Below are 17,446 nucleotides of genomic sequence, written 5' to 3' on the forward strand. Positions count from 1 at the left end.
GAGGTGCACATGGCCGGCGAGGTGCGGACGCACCACCCGCGCCTCTACGGCGACGTGCAGGACCTCTTCACCGGCTCGGGCGCGACGTTCCGCGGCACGACCCACGAGCACCTCATCGAGCACTGGGCGCCGCGCGCCAAGGTCGTGGTGCGCTCCGGCTCGTTCGAGCCCTGGGCGAACTTCGCGCTCGTCGCGTCCACCGCGCCGTTCGAGTGGTTCGCCGACGACGACGTGACGATCCTGCCGGAGTACGTCGAGCGGCGGCGGCTGATCGCCGAGGGCGTGCGACCCGAGCTCGGGTAGCACGCCCCCGGCGACCGGCGTGGGCCGGTCGAGGACCGGCCGGGGCGACCGTCAGGCGTCGTCGAGCGCCGCCAGCCAGTCGGCCCAGAACGCCTTCCACAGCTCAGCCTCGGCCGCGGAGCCGAGCCGCTCGTGGGTCACGGTCAGGCGCAGCCGCGACCCGGCCGGGTCCAGCGAGAACATCGCGACGCCGTGCTCGCCGTCGTCGTCGGACACCCCGAACCGCGGGCTCTTCACGCCAGGGCGCGACCGCGGTGCGAGCGTGAGGCCGGGTACGAGGCCGGCGCGGTCGGCGTCGTCGTCGAGCAGGGCGCGCAGCGCGTCGCGGTCGACGGCGAGCAGCCGCGACCGGCTGACCGAGAACGTGCCGTCGGGCCGCTGGCCGGGCACGCGCATCCCGGTGATGCGCTCGTAGCCCACGGTGACGGACTGTGCCCACCAGCCGGAGACGCCGTGCTCGCCTGCGACCCAGGCGGCGATGGCGGTGTGCCCGGCGTCGCGGCCGGGGCCGGCGTCGACGAGCGCGACCCACTCGTCCCACCCGCGGCCGGTGCCCTCGCGGATCGTGTCGTCGGAGAGGTCGGGCTCCGACACCCAGGCGCGGGCGCCGGCCGGGGGAGGTGCCGCCCGGTCGAGGAGGGTGCGGCGCGCGGCGCTGTACTTCTCGCCCGTGGCGGCCATGCGCGCGCGGACGCGCTTCTTGAACGACTCCTGCGTGGTCATGAGGACTCCTGCGTGCTCGCTCGGTGCGCCACCCGCGGCTCGCGCCCGCCGGCGGGCACCGGTGAACACGGTGTCCTGACCGCGTCGAGCACTCGAGGTCCCCTCTGTCCCCACCGCTCGCGCGGTCCCGACGGCGCGAGCGCCGGTCCGGGGATCGGGCGGGACGCGCCGCCCTGCCGACCAGCATAGGGCGCGGCGCCGCCGGGCGCCCGGGACGGCGCCCGCGACGTCAGGCGGCGGGGGTGACCAGCGCGCGCAGCTCGTCGCGGGGGAGGTTCGCGCCGAACGCGGGGGTGCCGGGCTGCAGGCGCGCGCCGGCGGAGAGCGGGCCCGCGACGACCGGGTCGAAGCCGAGCCGGTCGACGAGGCCGGCGACCTGCGCCACGTCGTCGGCGTCGTCGCCCGCGACGGCGATCGCCCGGCGGCCCGGCGCTCCCGCGGGACGAGCCCCGGCGTCCAGGTCGTGGTAGCCCATGTGGTTGAACGCCTTGACGACCCGCGACGCGGCCAGGAACTCCTGCACGAGCTCGCTCGTCGAGGCGGCCGGGTCGCTGAGGTCGGCCCGGTGCCCGTCCACCTCCCACCAGTAGTTCATGGCGTCGACGACGAGCTTGTCCGCCAGCGCGTCCGCGGGCACGGTGCGGTACCGGCCCAGCGGCAGGGCGAGCACGACGACGTCGGCCTTCGCCGCGGCCTCCTCCGCCGTGACGGCCTGCGCGCCGGGCGCGAGCACCTCGACGGTCAGCGCGATCCTCGCCGGGTCGCCGGAGCCCGCGACGAGCACGCGGTACCCGGCCTCCACGGCGAGCCGCGCCAGGACCGTGCCGACCTTGCCCGCGCCGAGGACGCCGATCGTGGCGGTCACGCGGCACCGCCCGCCCTGACGGGCTCCACCGGGGACGCCGTCGACGCCGCGGCCGCCGCGGCGTGCTCGGCGACGAGCTCGCGGACCCGCGGGACCACCTGCGTGCCGTACAGCTCCACGTTGCGCAGGCGGGCCTCGGCGGGCTGCGCGCCGGTGGTGTAGATCATGTCGAACCGGCCGACGCCGAGCTCGGTCACCGCGGACGCGATCTTGCGGGCCACGGTCTCCGGCGAGCCGATGTACAGGGATCCGTGCGCGACCTCGGCGTCGTACTCCTCGCGCCGGATCGGCGGCCACCCGCGGGAGGCGCCGATGCGGTCGCGCTGGAGGCGGTAGTGCGGCCAGAAGATCTCCACGGCCTCCTCGTCGGTGTCGGCCACGAACCCGGGGGAGTGCATGCCGACCGGGTGCGTCGTCGTGCCGAGCTGGGCGGTCGCGCGCCGGTACAGGTCGACGTACGGCGCGAACCGGCCGGGCTCCCCGCCGATGATCGCGAGCATGAGGGGCAGGCCGTAGTGCGCGGCCCGGACCACGGACTGCGGGGAGCCGCCCACGCCCACCCACGTCGACAGGTGGCCGGACTCCGTCTTGGGGAAGACGTCGGCGTCGCGCAGCGCCGGCCGGGTGGTGCCGTTCCAGGTGACCGGCTGCTCCTTGAGGAGCTCGGTGAAGAGGTGGATCTTCTCGTCGAAGAGGAGGTCGTAGTCGGCCAGGTCGTAGCCGAACAGCGGGAACGACTCGGTGAACGAGCCGCGCCCGAGGATGACCTCCGCGCGGCCGTCCGAGAGCGCGTCGAGGGTGGCGAAGCGCTGGAAGACGCGCACCGGGTCGTCGGACGACAGCACCGTGACGCCCGAGGCGAGGCGGATCCGCTCCGTGCGCGACGCGATCGCGGCGAGCACGGTCTCCGGCGTCGAGATCGCGTACTCGGGGCGGTGGTGCTCGCCCAGGGCGACGACGTCGACGCCCACCCGGTCGGCCAGCACGGCCTCCTCGACGACCTGGCGGATCGCGGCGGCGTGCGAGACGAGCTCGCCGTCGGCGCCCACCGGGCGGTCGCCGAACGAGTCGAGCCCGAGCTGGAGCGTGGTCATGATGCCTCCCGTGACGGTGTCGGTCGGCGGGGGTAACGTCGGAATTGACGTGTCAATTCCCGAGGGGCTGGAGGGCGGCATGACCCAGGGCCGGGACGGCGGTCGGCGCTCGCCGACCAGCGACCGGCTGCGCACCTGGCGCGAGTTCGTCGAGACCACGGACGCGCTACGCTCGCGCCTGTCCGCGCGGCTCCAGGTCGAGTCGGGGCTCTCGTCGTCCGACTACGCCGTACTGCTCGCCCTGCACGACGCCGCGGGGCACTGCCTGCGCTCGTCGGCGCTCGCGGACGCCGTCGGCTGGGAGCGCAGCCGGCTGTCGCACCAGGTGGGCCGCATGGAACGGCGCGGCCTGGTCGCCCGGCAGGGGAGCCGCGCGGCCGGCGTCGCGCTCACCGACGACGGCGCGGCGACGTTCCGCCGCGCGTCCGTCGCGCACCTGCGCGTCGTGCGGCAGCTCTTCGTCGACGCGCTGACCGACGACCAGCTGGCGGCCGCCGGCGAGATCGCCGCCGCGCTGCGGGCCGCGCTCGACCGCCCCGTGCCGTCCCCGGAGCAGGCCCCGACCGAGGGCTGAACCGCTCGGCGGGCAGGCCGCGCGCGCGTCGGTGGGCCGTGCCACGCTCGTCGCATGTCCACCTCTCCCGGGCGCGGCCCGGTGACCCCGCTCGTCGACCTGCACGGCAGGTCCGCGTGGAGCGTGCTCCCGCCGCTCATCCTCGGCTTCTTCATGATCATGGTCGACACGACCATCGTGAACATCGCCATCCCCACCCTGACCGAGCAGTTCTCCGCCTCCCTCATCGAGGTCGGCTGGGTCAACAGCGCCTACCTGCTCTCGTACGCGGTGCTGATGCTCCTCGCCGGCCGGCTCGGCGACCGCTACGGGCAGAAGTCGGTGTTCATCGCCGGCCTGATCGTGTTCACGACGTTCTCGTTCCTGTGCGGCTTCTCCGGCAACATCGGCTCGGCGCCCGAGATCGGGTGGCTCATCGGCTTCCGGGTGGTCCAGGGCGTCGGCGCGGCGATGATGACGCCGCAGACGATGTCGATGATCACGCGCGTCTTCCCGCCCACCCAGCGCGGAGCGGCGATGGGGCTGTGGGGCGCGACGGCGGGCGTGGCGACGCTCGTCGGCCCGCTGCTCGGCGGCGTCTTCGTGGAGACGATCGGCTGGGAGTGGATCTTCTACGTCAACATCCCGGTGGGCGTGGCGGCGCTGTGGTTCTCGGTCGCGCGGCTGCCGCACCTGCCCTCGCACGGCACCACGATCGACCCGCTGGGCGTGGTGCTGTCCGTCCTGGGCCTCGCGGCCGTCGTCTTCGGCCTCCAGGAGGGCGAGAACTTCGACTGGGGCCACATCTGGGGGCCGTTCTCCGTGTGGTCGCTCGTGGGCCTCGGCGTCCTCGTGCTCGCGGTCTTCGTGTGGTGGCAGCACCGCCAGGGTCCGCGCGCGCTGCTGCCGCTGCGGCTGTTCCGCTCGCGCAACTTCTCGCTCGCGAACGTCGACGGCATGGTCGTGACCTTCGCGATGATCGGCATCTTCTTCCCGCTGACGATCTTCCTGCAGTCGATCCTCGGCCTGACGCCCATCAACGCGGCGCTCGTGATGATGCCCGGCTCGCTCGTGTCCGGCGTCGTCGCGCCGTTCGCGGGCCGGTTGTCGGACCGGGTCCCCGCCAAGTGGGTGGTGGCGGCCGGGTTCGCCGCCATCGCCGGCGCGGTGCTGTGGCTGGCCGCGGTGCTCGACGCGGACCTGTCGCCGTTCGCGCTGCTGTGGCCGATGGCGCTGTTCGGCGTCGGCACGGGGCTCACGTTCTCGCCGCTGTCCAACCTGGCGACGTCGGGGCTCGACGCGCGCACGGCCGGCGCGGGCGCCGGTGCGTTCAACACCAACCGGCAGGTGGGCGGTGTCATCGGGTCCGCGGTCGTGGTCGCGACGCTCTCGGCGCGCCTCGGCGTCACCGTCCCTGCGGCCGCGCAGGACGTCGCCGCACAGCTGCCCGAGCAGTACCGCCAGGCGTTCGTCGACGGCATCTCGCAGGCGAGCGGCAGCCTCGGCACGACAGCGGTCGGGTCGGTGCAGCTGCCCGACTCGGTGCCCGCATCGGTCGCCGAGCAGGTCGGGGCGGCCGCCCAGCAGGCGTTCTTCGCGGGCTTCGCCGACGCGGCGGCGCAGACGCTGCTGCTGGTGGGCGTGGTGCTCGTCGTCGGGGTGCTCTGCGCGGCGGCGATGTCCCCGGTGCAGCACCGCGAGCACGAGGCCGCGCCGACGGCGGCCTGACACCACCGGGAAACGCTGTGGGCGCTCGTCCGGCGCCATTCCTTCCCGGAACAGAGCAAGACGAGCGCCCACGACGCTCGGGGGGTCAGGCGCGGATGTCTCCGCTGAAGTCGACGTCCCTGGTCTCCTTCTGCAGCCATAGCGCGACGAACGTGATCGCGGCCATCGCCGTGAGGTACACGCCCACCAGCACCGGGGACTCGGCGGCCTCCCACAGCCACACCGCGACGAACGGGGCGACGGCGGCACCCAGGATCGACGCGAGGTTGTAGGCCACCGAGGCGCCCGTGTAGCGCACGTTCGCGGGGAACAGCTCGGGCAGCAGGGCCGCCATCGGGCCGAACGTCAGGCCCATGAGGGTGAAGCCGATGACGAGCAGGGACTGCACGCCGATCGTGCCGCCCGCGAAGAGGGGCACGAACAGCAGGCCGAAGGCGGCGATGCCCCCGGTGACGACCAGCAACATCGGGCGGCGGCCGTACTTCTCGGCTAGGGGCCCGGACGCGAGCGTGAAGAGGCCGAAGAACACGCAGCCCACGATGAGCATCCAGAGGAAGTCGATCTTCTCGTAGCCCAGGCCCGCAGGGGAGCCGTCGGTGGGGGAGGTGGCCGCGACGCCGTAGTTCAGCGTGAACGTGGTCATCAGGTAGAAGAGCCCGTACGTGGCCAGCATGATGAACGTGCCCGAGACGATCTTGCGCCACGAGGTGCGGAAGACCTCGGCCACCGGCACCTTCGCCACGGCCTCCGCCTCGACGACCTTGGTGAACGCGGGCGTCTCGATGAGCTTGAGCCGCACCCACAGGCCCACGATGACGAGCACCGAGCTGGCGAGGAACGGCACGCGCCAGCCCCACGACGTGAACTGCGCGTCGGTGAGGGTCTGGGACAACCCGATGAAGACGAGGTTGGCCAGGATGAAGCCGATCGGCGCGCCGAGCTGCGGGAACGTGCCCCAGATCGCGCGCTTGCCGGCCGGCGCGTTCTCGGTGGCCAGCAGGGCGGCGCCGCCCCACTCGCCGCCGAGGCCCAGGCCCTGGCAGAACCGGCACAGCACCAGGACGAGCGGCGCGAGCACGGCCCAGCCCGGCGTGGTGGCCGCGGGGATCACGCCGATGACGACGGTGGCGATCCCCATGGTGAGGAGCGACGCGACGAGCGTCGTCTTGCGCCCCACCCGGTCGCCGAAGTGCCCGAAGAGCACCGACCCGAGCGGTCGGGCGACGAACGCGACGCCGAACGCGGCGAACGACGCGAGCAGCGCCGTCGTGCCGTCCTGGTTCGGGAAGAACAGCGCCGGGAACACGAGCGAGGCCGCGGTCGCGTACGCGTAGAAGTCGTAGAACTCGATGGAGGTGCCGATGAGCGACGCGACGATGACGCGGCCGCGCGAGTTGACGGCCGGCGTCGGCGTGCTGGGGGCGCCCGACGTGACGGAGGTGGTCATGGTCGTCGACCGTAGGCCCGGCGTCCCGCATCATGAACAATCGTCTCAGGATATGAATCACGCCCCGCTGCGTGCCGGTGCCCGCCGCGTGAAGGTGTGGTGAACGTGAATAAGCCCGCCGGGGCGCGTGTTGGCACCACCGTGCCGGGCGAGGCAGGATCGACGGCGCGCTGGGACGACGGCATCGACGGCATCCCAGGACCACTGCATCCGTAACGACGGGACGAACACGACGACATGAACGATCTGCTGCACGTCAACGGCGGGACTCCTCTCGAGGGCACGATCACGGTCCGGGGGGCGAAGAACTTCGTCTCCAAGGCGATGGTGGCGTCGCTGCTGGGCGAGTCGGCGAGCGTCCTGCGCAACGTGCCGCAGATCCGGGACGTGGGCGTGGTCACGGGCTTGCTGGAGCTGCACGGGGTCACGGTGAAGTCGGACCCGGACGCCGGGATCCTGGACCTCGACCCGTCCAACGTGGAGTCGGCGCACGTGGCGGACATCGACGCCCACGCGGGCTCGAGCCGGATCCCGATCCTGTTCTGCGGGCCGCTGCTGCACCGGCTCGGTGAGGCGTTCATCCCCGACCTGGGCGGCTGCCGGATCGGCGACCGGCCGATCAACTACCACCTGGACATCCTGCGCCAGTTCGGCGCGGTGGTGGACAAGATGCCCAACGGCATCCAGCTGCGCGCGCCGCGCCGGCTGCAGGGCACCAAGATCTCGCTGCCGTACCCGTCGGTGGGCGCCACGGAGCAGCTGCTGCTCACCGCGGTGCGGGCCGAGGGCATCACGGAGCTGACCGGCGCGGCGACCGAGCCGGAGATCATGGACCTGATCGCGGTGCTGCAGAAGATGGGCGCGATCATCTCGGTGGACACCGACCGGGTGATCCGGATCGAGGGCGTGGACCGGCTCGAGGGGTACTCGCACACGGCGCTCGGCGACCGGATCGAGACGGCGTCGTGGGCGTCGGCCGCGCTGGCCACCGGCGGCGACGTGACCGTCAAGGGTGCGACGCAGCCCGAGATGATGACCTTCCTCAACACGTTCCGGAAGGTGGGCGGCCGGTTCGACGTGCAGGAGGACGGGATCCGGTTCTGGCACCCCGGCGGGGACCTGGACTCGATCGTGCTGGAGACGGACGTGCACCCCGGCTTCATGACGGACTGGCAGCAGCCGCTCGTCGTGGCCCTCACGCAGGCCAAGGGCCTGTCGATCGTGCACGAGACGGTGTACGAGAACCGGTTCGGGTTCGCCGACGCGCTGCGGAAGATGGGCGCGACGATCCAGGTGTACAAGGAGTGCCTCGGCGGGCGCGACTGCCGGTTCGGGCAGCGCAACTTCCACCACTCGGCCGTCATCTCGGGCCCGACGCCGCTGTCCGCGGCGGACATCGAGGTGCCGGACCTGCGGGGCGGGTTCTCCCACCTGATCGCGGCGCTGGCCGCGAAGGGGACCTCCACGGTGCGGGGCATCAGCCTGATCGACCGCGGGTACGAGTCGTTCCAGGACAAGCTCGTCGCGCTCGGCGCCGACGTCTCCCGCGGCTGAGGCGCCTCGACCGCCGGGGCGCGGGAGGTAGGCTCTGGCCCCGTGCCGATCGCCCGACCTGACTCCCGTGGTTACCGCCTCGTCGCGCGCATCGTGCGGCCGCTGCTGTTCTCGATGGTCCGCTACGACTGGGACGGCGGCGAGGAGAACCTGCCCCGTGAGGGCGGGTTCATCGCCGCCGCCAATCACGTCACCGAGTACGACGCCCTGACCCTGGCGCACTACCTCTTCGACAAGGGGTTCGAGCCGCGGATCCTGGCGAAGCGCGGTCTGTTCACCGCGCCGGTGGTCGGGTCGGTGCTGCGCGCGACGAGGATGATCCCGGTGGACCGCGGCACGTCCGCGGCCGCCCGGTCGCTCGAGGACGCGGGCAACCAGCTCGGCAGCGGGGCCTGCGTGGCGATCCTGCCTGAAGGCACGCTCACGCGGGACCCCGACCTGTGGCCGATGGAGGGCAAGACCGGCCTGGCGCGGCTGGCGCTCGTCAGCCGGCTGCCGGTCGTGCCCGTCGCCCAGTGGGGCGCCCACAAGATCCTGCCGCGGTACGGGCGCCTGCTGCGGCCCTTCCCGCGCAAGCCCGTGACGATCGTCGCCGGCCCGCCCGTCGACCTGTCGGACCTGTACGACCGGCCGGTCGACACGCAGACCCTGCGCGAGGCCACCAACCGCGTCATGGCCGCGATCACCGTGCAGCTCGCGGAGATCCGCGGCGAGGCGGCCCCGTCCGCCCGCTTCGACCTGCGCAAGCACCCCGAGTACGAACGCAAGCAGACCGTCTACCCGCCCGTGGAGCGCCCATGACGAACCCGACCACCGCACCCCCGTCCGGGAACCCGTCGGCGCGCACCCGTGTCGCCGTCCTGGGCTCCGGGTCCTGGGGGACGACCTTCGCGATGGTCCTCGCCGACGCGGGCTGCGACGTCCGCCTGTGGGGCCGGGACGCCGCCGTCGCGGCCGAGGTCACGACCCGACGCACCAACAGCAAGTACCTGCCAGGCATCGAGCTGCCCGCGATGACGGGCACCACCGACGCCGCGGCGGCGCTGGCCGGCGCGCAGATCGTCGTCGTCGCCGTGCCGTCGCAGGTGTCGCGCGCGACGCTCGCCGGCCTGCGCGACCTCGTCGAGCCCGACGCCGTCATCGTCTCCCTGATGAAGGGGGTCGAGCTCGGCACCGACGAGCGCATGAGCCAGGTCATCGTCGAGGCGCTCGACGTGCCGCTGTCGCGCGTGGCCGTCGTCTCCGGCCCGAACCTCGCCGCCGAGATCGCCCGCCGCCAGCCCACGGCGACCGTGGTGGCCTGCCAGGACGAGTCGACGGCGAGGTTCGTCGCCGACGCCTGCTCGAACTCCTACTTCCGTCCCTACACCAACGACGACGTGGTCGGCGTGGAGCTGTGCGGGGCGGTGAAGAACGTCATCGCGCTGGCCGTCGGCATGGCGCAGGGCCGCGGCTTCGGGTCGAACACCGCCGCGACCGTCATCACGCGCGGCCTGGTCGAGATCACGCGCCTCGGCCTCGAGCTCGGGGCCGACGCCGCGACCTTCTCCGGGCTCGCGGGGATGGGCGACCTCGTGGCGACCTGCACGTCGCCGCTGTCGCGGAACAACACCCTCGGCCGCCACATCGGCGAGGGGATGTCGCTGGAGGAGGCGGTGGTGGCCACCGGCACGACGGCGGAGGGCGCCAAGTCCTGCCGCTCCGTGCTCGACCTCGCCGCCAAGCACGGCGTCGACATGCCGATCACCGCCGGGGTCGTCGCGGTGCTGTACGAGGGCCTCCCGGTGGAGGAGATGGCCCGCGGCCTGCTCGCCCGCCCGCAGAAGTCCGAGGGCGTCGACGGCTGATCGTCGCTCGCCGTACGGTGGCGCCATGACTCCCGCGCCCCGGCCCGTCCTGGTGTTCGACGTCCTCGGCACGCTGGTCGACCAGGCGGGGAGCCTCGAGGCCGCAGTGCAGGGCGCGGGGCTCGACGCGGGGACCGCGCGCGACGTCGTGGCGACGTGGCTCGGCCGGGTCGCCGACCGGGAGCGGGACGTGGTCGCGGGGCGTCGTGGCTTCGCCCCGAGCGGCGTCCTGGACCGCGAGGTGCTCGCAGGGCTGGCGGCCGAGGGCGCGCTGCCGGCGTCCGCCGTCGACCGCCTCGCGACCGCCGCCGAGCGGCTGCGCCCCTGGCCGGACTCCGTGACCGGCGTGGCGGCGCTGGCGCGCGACTTCACCGTGCTCGGCCTGTCCAACGCCGACCGTCGCACGCTCGCCGCGCTGCGCGGGGACGCCGGCCTGACGTGGCACGACGTGCTGTCGGCGGAGGACGTCGGTACCTACAAGCCGGATCCGGCGCTCTACGCCGCGGCGGTCGCGGCGGCGACGGGCGGTGCGACGGACGGTGCGACGGGCGAGATGAGCGCCGGCCCGCCCGTCATGGTCGCCGCGCACGCCTGGGACCTGCGCGCGGCGGCCGCCGCGGGGATGCGCACCGCCTACGTGCCGCGGCCGCGGGGCGACGCCCCGCGGGACGACGACGCGTTCGACCTGCACGCCGCCGACCTGGCGGACCTGCACGGTCGCCTGCTCGCCGGGGAGCTGCGGACGGTGGACTGACGCGTCAGGCGGCGGGGCCCGCCCCCGCGCGCAGCGCCTGGTCGAGGTCCGCCCAGAGGTCCTCGACGTCCTCGATGCCCACGGACAGGCGGAGCAGGTCCTCGGGCACGGTGAGCGACTCGGTGGCGAACCGCCGGCGACGCTCGAGCGTGGACTCGACGCCGCCGAGGGACGTGGCGGGCACCCAGAGTCGCACGGCGGCGACGACGGCGTCGGCGGCGGCGGGACCGCCGTGCGGGCGGAGGCCGAGGATCGCGCCGAAGCCGTTCATGAGGCCGGCGGCGCGCTCGTGCCCCGGGTCGCCAGGCAGCGACGGGTGCCGCACCTCGGCGACACCGGGGTGCTCGGCGAGGCGGCGGGCGAGCTCGGCCGCCGAGGCGTTCGCCCGCTCCACCCGCAGGTGCAGCGTGCGCAGGCCGCGCAGCGCCAGCCACACCTCCATCGGTCCGGGGATGGCGCCGTGCAGCGTGCGGTACGCCCGCAGCCCGGCGGCGGTCTCGTCGTCGCGCGTGACGGCGGCGCCCAGCACGACGTCGGAGTGCCCGGCCAGGTACTTGGTCACCGAGTGCACGACGACGTCGGCACCGAGGTCGAGCGGGCGCTGGCCGAGCGGCGTCGCGAACGTGTTGTCGACGACGCTGCGCACGCCGCGCTCGCGCGCCGCCGTGAGGATCGCGGGCAGGTCCGCGACCTCGAGCATGGGGTTGGTGGGCGACTCGGCGAGCAGCACGTCGGCGCCGTCGAGCGCCGCGACCACCTGCGCGGTGTCGGCGATGTCGACCCGGCGCACGTCGACCCCGTGCCGGGCGGCGAGGTCGTCGAGGTAGCCCAGCGACACCTGGTACGCGTGCCGCGGCACCACGACCGCGCCTCCGTCGGGCACGTCGCCGACCGCCGCGATCACGGCCGCCATGCCCGAGCCGAAGACCACGCCGTGCCGGGCGCCCTCCAGCGCCGCCAGCGCCTCCTCGAACGGGTGCCACGTCTCGGTGTCCATCCGCGTGTACAGGAGCTCGCCGGGGCCGGTCACGCCCTGGTTGACGTAGGTCGAGCTGAGCACGACCGGCGGGTTCACGGGACCGCCCTGGACGCGGGGCGGTCGGCCCGCCGTCACGGCGAGGGTGGCGGGGGAGAGCGGCACATGCGGTCCGTGCGGGTCGTGCGTCATGGCCGCAGGGTACGACGGCGCACCCGGCCGGCGGCGCGGCGTCCCACCGACCTGTCAGGACGAGCGCGCGGTATACCCGGCGCTCGCCCTGACAGGGCCTGACCACTCGGGTCAGACGGCGGCGCGCGGCTCGACGAGGCGGGCCAGCAGCTCGACCAGCAGACGCTCGACGAGCGGCGCGGGAAGCGCCTCCACGAGCGCCAGCAGCGGCGCCATGGGCCCGACGCCGGGCGCGGCGTCCGGGTCGCCGCCGACCGCGCCCAGGCCGACCGCGTCCAGCAGGGCCGCCGCCGTCGCGGAGTCGAGGGGCGCGGCGGGGTCGAGGGGCGGGAGGGAGCCGAGCAGCGCGCCGGCGTCGGGCCGTGGCAGGCCGCGGACGTCGTCGGCCGCCGCGCGCAGCACGGGCACGAGCTCGCCGAGCACCCCCTCGGTGACGGGGGTGACGGTGAGGTGCGTGGTGTGCGGCAGGCGGGTGCCGTCGGCCTGCTCCAGCCCGGGCTGGGCCTGGAGCGTCCAGCCCCGGGTGGCGACGGCGTCGGCCCACACGTGCGGGTCCACGCGGCGCTCCGCCGGCACGGCGTCGTCGGCGGCGACGGCGAGCAGCGGCCCGACGGGGGAGCCGACGACGCGCAGCCCGTCGATCCCGGCCGGTCCGTCGACGGCGTCGCGCAGGGCGAGGGTGGCACGCCGGGCGCGGCCGGCGAGCGTCGCGAGCCCGTCCCTGCCGAGGGCCTGCAGGATCGCCCACGCGGCGGCGAGCGGGCCGCCGGAGCGGGAGCCGAGCAGCGTCGGGTTCACCACGGGGTAGCCGGGCCAGCGGGTGGTGGCGAAGTACTGCGCCCGCTGGCGGTCGCGGTCCCGGTGCAGCAGCACGGACGCGCCCTTGGGGGCGAAGGCGTACTTGTGCAGGTCGGCGCTCACGCTCGTGACACCGGGCACGCGCAGGTCCCACGCGGGCAGGCCGGGCCAGAACGGCAGCGCGAAGCCGCCGATGCACGCGTCCACGTGCACGGGCACGCCCGCCGCGGAGGCGAGGGCCGCGACGTCGGTCACCGGGTCGGCGGCGGCGTGCGGGTACGACGGCGCGGAGACCACGACGAGCGCGACGTCGGCGGCCCCCTCCGGTCCGGCGGCCAGGCGCGCGCCGAGGGCCGTGGCGTCCACGGCGCCCGCCGCCGGGCCGTCGGCGGCGACGGGCACGAGGTCGAGCTCCAGCCCGTACAGGTGCGCGGCCTTCTGGAACGCGGCGTGCACCGTGACGGGCGCGACCAGCCGGGGTCGCGCCTCGCCCGGCCGCAGCCCGCGGGCGGCGAGCCACCTGTCCCGCGCGGACTGCACCGCGAGCAGGCAGCTCTCCGTGCCGCCGCTGGTCACCGTGCCGACGGTGTCGGCGTCGCCGCCGAGCAGGTCGCGGGCGAAGGCCACGACGTCGCGCTCCAGGGCGGCCACCGAGCCGAACGTCGTCGGGTCGAGCCCGTTGACGGGCTGCATGGCGCGCGCGGCGTCGCCGGCGAGCGCGTCGAGCTCGGGGACGCCGGGGTCGTACACGTAGCTGAGCACCCGGCCGCCGTGGGTGGGGGCGTCGCGGTGGCGCAGGGTGGCCAGCGCGGCGAGCACGGCGGCGGGGTCCTGGGCCAGGTCGAGCGCGTCGGCGGGCAGGGCGGGGCGGTTCACGGGGCCTCCTGGGGTCGGTGAGCGGGGGCGACGTCGGGCGCGTCGACGTCGCGGCGGCGCAGGGGGTACCGGCCGAGGGGCAGGAGGCTGGCGGCCACGAGCAGCGCGGGCAGGAGGCTGAACGACGCGACGATGCCGAGCACGGCGGCGGCGGGCTGGACGACGGTCTGCCCGCCCGTGGACTCCACGTAGCCGGTGACGGCGAGCACCACGGTCAGCAGGGTGGTGCCGAGCGCCATGCCGGTGGTCTCGCCCGCGGTCCAGACGCCGCCGAACGCGCCGGCGCGGTCGGTGCGCGTCGTGTGGGCGTCGTGCGCGATGACGTCGGGGAGCATCGCCATCGGCAGCGACTGCATGCCCGCGTACGCCGCGCCGGCGAGGGCCACGGGCCCGTACACCCAGGCGCCGGGCGACCAGGCGAGCGGCAGCAGCGCGAGCGCCGCCACGGCGAACAGCACCGACGCCAGCCGGAACGCGCGCTCCTTCCCGACGCGCCGGGCGAGCACGCCCCACGCCGGCGTCACGACGAGCGCCGGCCCCACCAGGGCGACGAACAGGAACGTCACGGCGGCGGTGTCGTGCAGCACCCAGGTCGCGACGTACTGGGCGCCCGCGAGCATGGCGCCGGTGGCGAGCGCCTGCAGCACGAAGGTGCCGAGCAGCGTGCGGAACGGCCGGCTCGAGCGCAGCAGCCCGAGACCCTCGCGGTAGTGCGCGGCGAGCCGCGCCCGCGCAGGGACCGGACGGGGCGGGGCGGGCGGCCCCGCGGAGCGCTCGACCGTCGACGCCACGAGCAGCGCCGCCCCGAGCACCAGCGACGCGGCCGTCGCCATGAGCAGGTACCCGAGCCGCTCGTCGTCGCCCCCGAGCCCGCGCAGCGCGGGCCCGCCGCCGCCGAACAGCAGGATCGCGGCGGTGAGCACCACCACCCGCGCGGTGAGGAGGCGGGTCCGGGCGTCGTAGGTGCCGGCCAGCTCGGCGGGCAGGGCGATGTACGGCACCTGGAACAGGCTGAACGCCGTCGCCGCCGCGAGGAACGCGAGGAGCACCCAGGTGGCGGCGCCCGCCGGGGCGAGGGAGGCGGGGACGGCGAACGTCAGGGTGAAGAACACCGGCAGGGCGAGGCCGCCGACGACCATGAGGCGGCGACGGCGCCCGGTGCGGGCGCGCTCGCGGTCGCTGGCGGCGCCGATGAGCGGGTCGATGACGACGTCCCACACCTTCGCGGCGGTGACCAGGAGGCCCGCGAGGGCCGCGGCGACGCCGAGCGTGTCGGTGAGGTAGAAGACGAGCACCAGGCCGGGGAGCGTCGCGAACCCGCCGGTGCCGACGGACCCGACGGCGTACCGGGCGACCGTGCCCCTGCGCAGCGTCATGACGCGGGATCGTAGCGGTCCGGGAATGCCGCGGGCGCCGCCGTGCTTGTGCGTGCTGTGACCCAGGCGACGAACTCTGCCCCGGCCGGCCCCGCGCTCGGCTCCCTCGACCTCGACGCGGCGCCGCTGGTGCTCGGCGGCAACGTGTTCGGCTGGACGGCGGACGACACGGCGTCCTTCGCCGTCCTCGACGCGTTCGCCGACGCCGGCGGCCGCATGGTCGACACCGCCGACGGCTACTCCGCGTGGGTGCCGGGCAACTCCGGGGGCGAGAGCGAGGAGACGATCGGGCGCTGGCTGGCGCGCACGGGACGTCGCGACGACGTGCTGGTCGCGACCAAGGTCTCCGCGCACCCGCAGTTCCGCGGGCTGGCGGCGTCGAACGTCCGAGCCGCCGCGGAGGCGTCGCTGAAGCGCCTCGGCACCGACCGCATCGACCTGTACTACGCGCACTTCGACGACGCCGAGGCCCCGATCGAGGAGACGGCGGCGGCGTTCTCCGCCCTCGTCGACGACGGCCTCGTGCGCGAGATCGGCGTCTCCAACTACACGCCGGAGCGGATCGACGAGTGGTTCGCCGCCGTCGACGCCGGCGGGCTGCACCGTCCCGTGGCACTGCAGCCGCACTACAACCTCGTGGAGCGCGGGTTCGAGGACGCGCTGCGGGGAGCCGCCGAGCGGCACGGGCTCGGGGTGCTGCCGTACTACGCGCTCGCCTCCGGCTTCCTCGCCGGGACCTACCGCGACGGCGAGGCGCCCGACAGCCCGCGTGCGCAGGGCGCGGCGCGCTACCTCGACGACCGCGGGCGGCGCGTGCTGGCCGCGCTCGACGACGTCGCGGCCGCCCACGACGTGCCCGTCGCGTCCGTCGCGCTGGCCTGGCTGCGCGCGCAGCCGACCGTCGTCGCGCCCCTCGCCAGTGCCCGGCACGCGGGCCAGCTCGGCGCCCTGCTGCGCTCGATGACGCTGGAGCTCACCCCCGACGAGCTCGCCCGGCTGGACGGCGCCTCCGCCTGAGCCCCGCAGGTGTCAGGACCAGCGCGCGGTATGCCCCGCGCTGGTCCTGACGACTCCGGGGGCGGGGGTCAGTCCTCGAGCGGTCCGAGCACCGCCTGCGCGACGGTGGAGTGCGCGGACTCGTCGTCGCTGGGGTGGAAGATACCGGCCAGGACGTCGCGGTAGAGCCGCCCCAGCTCGGAGCGGTTGAAGTACGTGGAGCCGCCGGAGCAGCGGATCGCCTCGTCCACGACCTGCCGGGCCGTCTCCGTCACGCGGACCTTGAGCCCCGCCGTCGAGCGGAAGAAGCCGGCCCCCTTGTCGACCTGGGCGTCGACCTCCCCCGCCACGAGGTCGAGCTGCGGCCACAGGCCGTCGAGCGCGAGGGCGGCCGTGCCGATGCGCCAGCGGATGTCCGGGTCCTGCGAGTAGGCCTTGCCGGTCTTCATCGAGCGCCGCTTGCCCACCGTCTCGACGGCGAGGGCCAGCGCGCGGTCGGCGATGCCCAGGTACACGCTTGCCAGCAGGATCTCGAACGACGTGAAGATGCCCAGCACGTACGGGTCGAGGCTGGGGCCGGGCGTGATGCGGCGCAGCACGCGGTCGGCGGGCGCGTGCGCGCCGTCGAGCACCGTGGTGCAGGACTGCGACGCGCGCATGCCGAGCGTGTCCCAGTCGTCCTTGATCTCGAAGCCGCCGCCGTCGCGGGTGACGAACGCGTGCACGATGCGCGGGTCGTCGGCGTCGGTCGCGGCGTCCAGCCCCATGACGCCGAGGCGGGTCCACCCGGGGGAGTTGGACGTGAAGATCTTCGTGCCGTGGAAGGAGTACCCGCCCTCGCCGTCCGGGCGGGCCTCGGTGCGCGAGCCGAGCAGCACCAGGTCGTTGCCCGCCTCGGAGTAGCCGAAGCCGAAGACCTCGCCGTGCGCCGTCTCCTCGAGCAGCCAGTCCAGCGAGTGGTCGCCGCGCTCGTGCAGGAACCGGGCCACGCCCACCCACACGTGGTGCATGTTCACCGCGAGGGCGGTGGCGGGGGCGGCGCCGGCGAGCCGCGCCTGCTCGCGCGCGGCCTCCCGCAGGGTCAGCCCGGCGCCGCCCAGGTGCTGTGGCACCATCGCCTGCAGGTACCCGGCGGCCTTCAGGTCGGCGAGGTCGTCGGCGAAGAACGCGTTCTCGCGGTCGTACGTCGCCGCGCGGCCGCGGAGGGTCTCGAGGAGCTCGTCGGTGAGGATCTGGCGCGGGGCGGAGAGCGGCGAGGGGAAGGACGCGTACGGGACTGGGCTGCAGGCGGTCCCGCGACCTCGGCGACCGCGCAGCGGGCGGCGGCGTGCATCGGCATCTCGGTCAGGCCCGGGTAGTACACG

General features: G+C 74.8%; 16 protein-coding genes. 8 read left to right on the forward strand and 8 right to left on the reverse strand.

Annotated features, from left to right (window positions below; translation table 11 throughout):
- On the forward strand, window positions 1-303 hold a 303-nt coding region (locus ACFWEK_RS07980), incomplete at its 5' end, for an RbsD/FucU domain-containing protein (RefSeq protein WP_430553698.1).
- Between the two features lie 51 nt (window positions 304-354).
- On the opposite strand, the gene ACFWEK_RS07985 is transcribed toward ACFWEK_RS07980, so the two are convergent.
- The 3 genes from ACFWEK_RS07985 to ACFWEK_RS07995 all read right to left on the reverse strand — a co-directional run bounded on the left by ACFWEK_RS07985 (window position 355) and on the right by ACFWEK_RS07995 (window position 2,985).
- The gene (locus ACFWEK_RS07985) at window positions 355-1,026 is read right to left on the reverse strand and encodes a DUF4287 domain-containing protein (protein ID WP_430553699.1); all 672 of its coding nucleotides are present in this window, start codon (window positions 1,024-1,026) and stop codon (window positions 355-357) included.
- A 229-nt stretch (window positions 1,027-1,255) separates the two neighbouring features.
- A complete protein-coding gene (locus ACFWEK_RS07990; RefSeq protein WP_430545712.1) occupies window positions 1,256-1,891 on the reverse strand; it encodes an NADPH-dependent F420 reductase in 636 nt (211 codons plus the stop codon).
- A complete protein-coding gene (locus ACFWEK_RS07995; RefSeq protein WP_430545711.1) occupies window positions 1,888-2,985 on the reverse strand; it encodes an LLM class flavin-dependent oxidoreductase in 1,098 nt (365 codons plus the stop codon). The genes ACFWEK_RS07990 and ACFWEK_RS07995 overlap by 4 nt, the downstream gene beginning before the upstream one ends.
- Before the next feature lie 79 nt (window positions 2,986-3,064).
- Here ACFWEK_RS07995 and ACFWEK_RS08000 point away from each other — a divergent pair, with 79 nt between their 5' ends.
- Together ACFWEK_RS08000 and ACFWEK_RS08005 are read left to right on the forward strand one after the other, a co-directional pair.
- Window positions 3,065-3,559 (forward strand): MarR family winged helix-turn-helix transcriptional regulator, encoded by a 495-nt coding sequence (locus tag ACFWEK_RS08000; RefSeq protein ID WP_430553700.1) that lies wholly within the window; start codon window positions 3,065-3,067, stop codon window positions 3,557-3,559.
- Window positions 3,560-3,613: 54 nt separating this feature from the next.
- Complete coding sequence (locus ACFWEK_RS08005; RefSeq protein WP_430553701.1) at window positions 3,614-5,266, forward strand: DHA2 family efflux MFS transporter permease subunit; 1,653 nt, start codon at window positions 3,614-3,616, stop codon at window positions 5,264-5,266.
- 85 nt (window positions 5,267-5,351) lie between these two features.
- Here ACFWEK_RS08005 and ACFWEK_RS08010 read toward each other — a convergent pair whose 3' ends face one another.
- Window positions 5,352-6,713 (reverse strand): MFS transporter, encoded by a 1,362-nt coding sequence (locus ACFWEK_RS08010; RefSeq protein WP_430545708.1) that lies wholly within the window; start codon window positions 6,711-6,713, stop codon window positions 5,352-5,354.
- A 237-nt stretch (window positions 6,714-6,950) separates the two neighbouring features.
- Here ACFWEK_RS08010 and murA point away from each other — a divergent pair, with 237 nt between their 5' ends.
- Genes murA through ACFWEK_RS08030 form a run of 4 tightly spaced genes read left to right on the forward strand, consistent with a single transcriptional unit; the run spans window position 6,951 to window position 10,868 of the window.
- Window positions 6,951-8,267 carry a UDP-N-acetylglucosamine 1-carboxyvinyltransferase gene (murA, locus tag ACFWEK_RS08015; RefSeq protein WP_429763982.1) on the forward strand — a complete coding sequence of 439 codons (1,317 nt, stop codon included), beginning with the start codon at window positions 6,951-6,953 and terminating at the stop codon, window positions 8,265-8,267.
- A gap of 42 nt (window positions 8,268-8,309) precedes the next feature.
- Complete coding sequence (locus ACFWEK_RS08020; protein ID WP_430545707.1) at window positions 8,310-9,068, forward strand: lysophospholipid acyltransferase family protein; 759 nt, start codon at window positions 8,310-8,312, stop codon at window positions 9,066-9,068.
- Window positions 9,065-10,114 (forward strand): NAD(P)H-dependent glycerol-3-phosphate dehydrogenase, encoded by a 1,050-nt coding sequence (locus ACFWEK_RS08025; RefSeq protein WP_430553702.1) that lies wholly within the window; start codon window positions 9,065-9,067, stop codon window positions 10,112-10,114. The genes ACFWEK_RS08020 and ACFWEK_RS08025 overlap by 4 nt, the downstream gene beginning before the upstream one ends.
- 25 nt (window positions 10,115-10,139) lie before the next feature.
- Complete coding sequence (locus ACFWEK_RS08030) at window positions 10,140-10,868, forward strand: HAD-IA family hydrolase (protein ID WP_430553703.1); 729 nt, start codon at window positions 10,140-10,142, stop codon at window positions 10,866-10,868.
- A gap of 4 nt (window positions 10,869-10,872) precedes the next feature.
- Here ACFWEK_RS08030 and ACFWEK_RS08035 read toward each other — a convergent pair whose 3' ends face one another.
- From ACFWEK_RS08035 to ACFWEK_RS08045, 3 genes are all read right to left on the reverse strand, one after another.
- Entirely contained in the window at window positions 10,873-12,036 is a 1,164-nt protein-coding gene (locus tag ACFWEK_RS08035) for a trans-sulfuration enzyme family protein (protein WP_430553704.1), read from the reverse strand.
- Window positions 12,037-12,147: 111 nt separating this feature from the next.
- A complete protein-coding gene (locus ACFWEK_RS08040; RefSeq protein ID WP_430553705.1) occupies window positions 12,148-13,710 on the reverse strand; it encodes a pyridoxal phosphate-dependent decarboxylase family protein in 1,563 nt (520 codons plus the stop codon).
- Entirely contained in the window at window positions 13,707-15,086 is a 1,380-nt protein-coding gene (locus tag ACFWEK_RS08045) for an MFS transporter (protein ID WP_430553706.1), read from the reverse strand. The genes ACFWEK_RS08040 and ACFWEK_RS08045 overlap by 4 nt, the downstream gene beginning before the upstream one ends.
- 57 nt (window positions 15,087-15,143) lie before the next feature.
- On the opposite strand from ACFWEK_RS08045, the gene ACFWEK_RS08050 reads away from it, so the two are divergent.
- Window positions 15,144-16,103, forward strand: coding sequence for an aldo/keto reductase (locus tag ACFWEK_RS08050; protein WP_430545701.1), 960 nt, complete (start codon window positions 15,144-15,146; stop codon window positions 16,101-16,103).
- Window positions 16,104-16,171: 68 nt separating this feature from the next.
- Here the strand turns inward: ACFWEK_RS08050 and ACFWEK_RS08055 are convergent, their stop codons facing one another.
- On the reverse strand, window positions 16,172-17,314 hold the full coding sequence (locus ACFWEK_RS08055; RefSeq protein ID WP_430553707.1) for an acyl-CoA dehydrogenase family protein: 1,143 nt from the start codon (window positions 17,312-17,314) through the stop codon (window positions 16,172-16,174).
- Window positions 17,315-17,446 lie beyond the last annotated feature (132 nt).

The sequence above is a fragment of the Isoptericola sp. NPDC060257 genome, from assembly GCF_042726645.1.
GTDB lineage: Bacteria > Actinomycetota > Actinomycetes > Actinomycetales > Cellulomonadaceae > Isoptericola > Isoptericola nanjingensis.